5 protein-coding genes are annotated in these 4,219 nt (G+C 33.6%); 2 read left to right on the forward strand and 3 right to left on the reverse strand.

Annotated features, from left to right (window positions below; translation table 11 throughout):
• Both SULYE_RS06545 and SULYE_RS06550 read left to right on the forward strand, forming a co-directional pair.
• Nucleotides 1-982 (forward strand): cytochrome b (locus tag SULYE_RS06545; RefSeq protein WP_007547757.1); only part of this gene is annotated, 982 nt, incomplete at its 5' end.
• 2 nt (nt 983-984) lie between these two features.
• On the forward strand, nt 985-1,821 hold the full coding sequence (locus SULYE_RS06550) for a c-type cytochrome (RefSeq protein WP_007547758.1): 837 nt from the start codon (nt 985-987) through the stop codon (nt 1,819-1,821).
• A 390-nt stretch (nt 1,822-2,211) separates the two neighbouring features.
• On the opposite strand, the gene pyrE is transcribed toward SULYE_RS06550, so the two are convergent.
• From pyrE to SULYE_RS06565, 3 genes are read right to left on the reverse strand one after another with little or no spacing between them, the layout of a single operon-like run.
• Complete coding sequence (gene pyrE, locus SULYE_RS06555; protein WP_007547759.1) at nt 2,212-2,763, reverse strand: orotate phosphoribosyltransferase; 552 nt, start codon at nt 2,761-2,763, stop codon at nt 2,212-2,214.
• Between the two features lie 2 nt (nt 2,764-2,765).
• A complete protein-coding gene (locus SULYE_RS06560; RefSeq protein ID WP_007547760.1) occupies nt 2,766-3,518 on the reverse strand; it encodes a nitrilase-related carbon-nitrogen hydrolase in 753 nt (250 codons plus the stop codon).
• Nucleotides 3,519-4,187 (reverse strand): GTP-binding protein, encoded by a 669-nt coding sequence (locus SULYE_RS06565; RefSeq protein WP_007547761.1) that lies wholly within the window; start codon nt 4,185-4,187, stop codon nt 3,519-3,521.
• Nucleotides 4,188-4,219: the final 32 nt, after the last annotated feature.

The raw sequence follows: 4,219 nt of genomic DNA on the forward strand, positions 1-4,219 counted from the left end.
CGTAAATAAAACAATAATGATGGATGTTGAATACGGATGGTTGTTTAGACATACGCACGCTGTTGCTGCATCTATTATGTTTTTAGTTTTATATATCCATATGGCAAGAGGAATTTACTATGGCTCTTTTAAACCACCAAGAGAAATAGTATGGATTACAGGATACATTCTTTTTATTTTAATGTCTGCAACAGCATTTACCGGTTATCTTCTCCCTTGGGGTCAAATGTCTTACTGGGCAGCTCAAACAATTACTACATTATTTGAAAAAATTCCATTTATTGGTCCAGATTTAGTCGTTTGGATAAGAGGTAACTACATAGTTGAAGATGCAACATTGACAAGATTCTTTGCATTACACGTAGTATTTTTACCATTATTGCTTATTGTATTTACGGCAATTCACCTTTATGCAGTTAGAATACCGGGTTCAAACAACGAAGATGGAGAACATTACACTAAAGAAGAGAAAAAACATGGAAAAGGAATTCCGTTCTGGCCAGTATTCATGGCTAAAGAATTCTTTGTTATGTCAGTTTTCTTAATTTTCTTCTTCTATTTAGTTTTCTATCAATATAAATTTGCAATGGACCCGATCAACTTTCAACCTGCAGATTACTTGCAAACTCCAGCGCATATTTATCCAGAATGGTATTTCTTAGCATTTTATGAAGTTTTAAGAGGATTTTTCTTTAGTCAAAACCTTGGACTTATCGCATTTGTTCTTAGCATGTTTATTGCAGCATTTTTACCATGGCTTGACAAATCTCCAATCGTAAGCGGAAAGCACAGACCGATCTATAAAGTTCTTTTCTGGATATTTATCGCTGACTTTGTTTTCTTAACAATTCTTGGAAAATTACCTCCTACTGGATTGTATGCTTGGCTTGGATTTATTGGTAGCTTAATTTACTTTGCATTCTTCTTGGCGCTGCCTTTTGTTTCAAAAATAGAAAAGAAAAAAGTGGCAGGAGGTAGATAATTATGAAAGAACTTAAAATATTAGCCATACTGGTTGTAATAGTTCTGATAGGATACTGGGGGATTGAACCATATGCACATTCTGTTATGCACGGAGAAGTAAAAAAACCAGATTATGCATACTCTGATTTAAAAACGCCTGCACCAACCGGTGGTGATGCTACAAAAGGAAAAGAGTTATTTATCGCAAACTGTGCATCCTGTCATGGTCTAAAAAATGATGGTATAAATCCAGGAATGGATAAGAATGCAGCTATCACGTCTTTTAACGTTGTTCCTCCAGATTTGTCAAACACTGCTACAATCATAGACCACAAATTCCTTGCTGCGTTTATTAAAAATCCTCAAGAAGCAACAAAAAATCCAAAGTTTGCAATGCCACCAATGGCTCAGCTTTCTGACGAAGATATAGCTAATATAATTGCTTATTTGTCTTCTGTTGCTAAAAAAGATTTAACAGGTAAAGAAATAGTAGTTGAAGCTTGCGGAAGATGCCACTCTGTAAAATATCAAAAAATTGAAGCAGAAACTCCAGAAGATAACTTAAAAGCATATCTTGGAAAAATTCCACCGGATTTATCTGTTATGGGAAAAGCTAAGGAACTAGAATACTTAGAAAGTTTTATAAATAACCCTCAAAATGGTCTTCCTGGTACATCAATGCCAAGACTTGGTTTAACAAAAGAAGCAACAGAAAAAACTGTAGCTTATCTTGACCAGATAGCAGACCCACACAGAGACCAAAGAAATAGATTAGGTGTATTTGTGTTAGGCTACTTATTAGTCATGGCTGGATTAACTTTTGCATGGAAAAAGAAAATTTGGAAAAATATTCATTGATATAGTCCCTTAGGCTTACTTCCCTAATCCTTGCCCGCTTAATGCGGGCTTTTTTTTATTTTAAAGTGTGAAAATGGATAGGTTAGATGGTGAGAAATATTAATGTTGCTGTTGAAAATAGATTTACATTATATTTCTTCATATTCTCACGAAGGTATAGATTATATTATAATTCTACAAATTGCCTAGAATACTCTCAAACTAAATAAGAGAACTCCATTTAATGGTATTCCAAATTTTTTAAGTTTACCTTTTTGCTATCCTGAAGCTGAAGGCTGAAGGATCTCTTCTTTTAAAAAGATAGGAAATGAGATTCTTCGCTTCGCTCAGAATGACATGCAAGATAACAACTTTAACAAAAATTTTTTTGGAACAGTCTCACTCTATATCTTACTTTTTCAAAAACTCTGAAACCTTAAACACAGATATTAGCTCAAAACCTTCTTTTCTTAGATTTTCTTCTCCACCTTCTTCTCTATCAACTAACGCAATCACTCCAAGAATGTTTAACCCAAAATCTTTTGCTACTTTGCAAGCTTTAAGAGAAGACCCGGCTGTAGTTACAACATCTTCAAGAATAAACACACTTTCACCCGGTTTTACATTTCCTTCAATCTGTTTTCCAGTGCCATGACCCTTTGGCTCTTTTCTGACCACAAAAGGCTTGATAGGATTTTTATTTATAAAAGAAATTAAAGATGTAGCGTATGCAATAGGGTCAGCTCCAAGAGTTAAACCACCTACAGCGTCTGGCTTTTTATCTTTTACCATCTCATAAATTAGATTTCCAATTAAATATCCACCCTCCGGGTCTAATGTGATTGTTCTTAAATCCAAGTAATAATTACTCATTTTCCCGGAGGAAAGTTTAAAAATTGGCTCATCTGCTACTTTTAAAGCTCTTTCCCTAATCAACTCTTCCAATCTTTTTCTGTAATCCATCCTCAAAACTCCATCTTTATTTTGCTTCTTATTTTATAGACCTCATCTAAATCTATTTCAGCAGAAATTATACCTTCTTCGTTCCTTTCAATATCAAGAATATCTCCCCATGGTGAGTATATGGCAGAATTTCCTGCAAATTCTAAATCTCCTATTCTGCCAACGGTATTGGATACAATTACATAAGATTGAGTTTCTATCGCTCGTGCTCTTGATAGTATTTTTAAATGCTCAGCCCTTTCCTTTCCCCATTGGGCAGGCACAAGAATAATTTCAACATCTTTTTTTCTTAGATTGTAAGATATATTAGGAAATCTAAGCTCAAAGCATATCATAAATCCAAGATTACCGGCTGAACTCTCTGTTATGTCTAAATGTATATTTTTGCCAGCTTTAAAGTATTTATGCTCGTCTGTTGGTGTAAACAGTTTTATCTTTGGTCTTTTTCCGGTAATCTCTCCATTATCAATTACAAATCCCATATTGTAAATATCATTTCTTTTTCTTTCGGGCAATGTTCCGGCTATAACAAGTTTTTTATCATGAGAAATTTTTTGCAATTCTCTATAAATTCTTGGTGTTTTTCTTGAATGGTCTAAAAGCCTTTCATTATCAAAGCCGCAGCTAAACATTTCGGGCAGTAAAACTAAGGATTCTGATTTAATCTTATCTGACTTTAAAATATCAAATACTTTTTTAATGTTATTTTCAACATTTCCAAGCTCTAAATTAAGCTGCAATGAATAGGCTATCATTTATCTTTTTTCCTCTTCTTTGCCTCTAAATATTAATTTTATCGGTGCATTTTCTAATCCTAGTAATTTTCTTAAATTGTTTTCTAAAAATTTTACATAATTTTCTTTGAAGCCTTCGGCTTTATTAACAAATAGTAAAAATGCAGGTGGTTTACCTTCAAGCTGCGTAGCATAGTAGATCTTTAAAGGTTTACCTTGATATGTAGGCGGTTGTCTTAAATTTTGTATTTGTTTTATAGCTCTGTTTAACTGACCTGTACCTACTCTTTTCCATGCTTGATTGTAAACATAGACAATTTTTTCCAATAGCTCATCTAAACCTTCTTTTGTCTTTGCAGATGTAAACACTATCGGCGCATAGCTTATAAAATACAACCTTTCTCTAACTTGATTTTCTACTTTTTCTAAAGTTTTTTTATCAATAGTATCAATTTTGTTTATAACAATTACTGTCGGTTTGTATCTTCTTTGGATTAACCCTGCTATTTTTGTATCTTGCTCTGTTGCTCCTTGGTTTGCATCTATCACAAGGACAACCACATCAGCCTTCTCTATAGCCTCTATTGTTCTTCCTACAGAAAAAAATTCTAATCCATACTCTACTTTTGATTTTTTTCTCATTCCAGCAGTATCTAAGAACAGAAACTTTTGCCCGTCCTTTTCATACAAAATATCAACAGTATCTTACTTGTAGTTCCGGG

This window comes from Sulfurihydrogenibium yellowstonense SS-5, from assembly GCF_000173615.1.
Taxonomy (GTDB): Bacteria; Aquificota; Aquificia; order Aquificales; family Hydrogenothermaceae; genus Sulfurihydrogenibium; species Sulfurihydrogenibium yellowstonense.

Coding starts and splice junctions, on each gene's coding strand:
- SULYE_RS06550 (WP_007547758.1), top strand. CDS start 985: ATGAAAGAACTTAAAATATTAGCCATACTGGTTGTAATAGTTCTGATA.
- pyrE (WP_007547759.1), bottom strand. CDS start 2,763: ATGGATTACAGAAAAAGATTGGAAGAGTTGATTAGGGAAAGAGCTTTA.
- SULYE_RS06560 (WP_007547760.1), bottom strand. CDS start 3,518: ATGATAGCCTATTCATTGCAGCTTAATTTAGAGCTTGGAAATGTTGAA.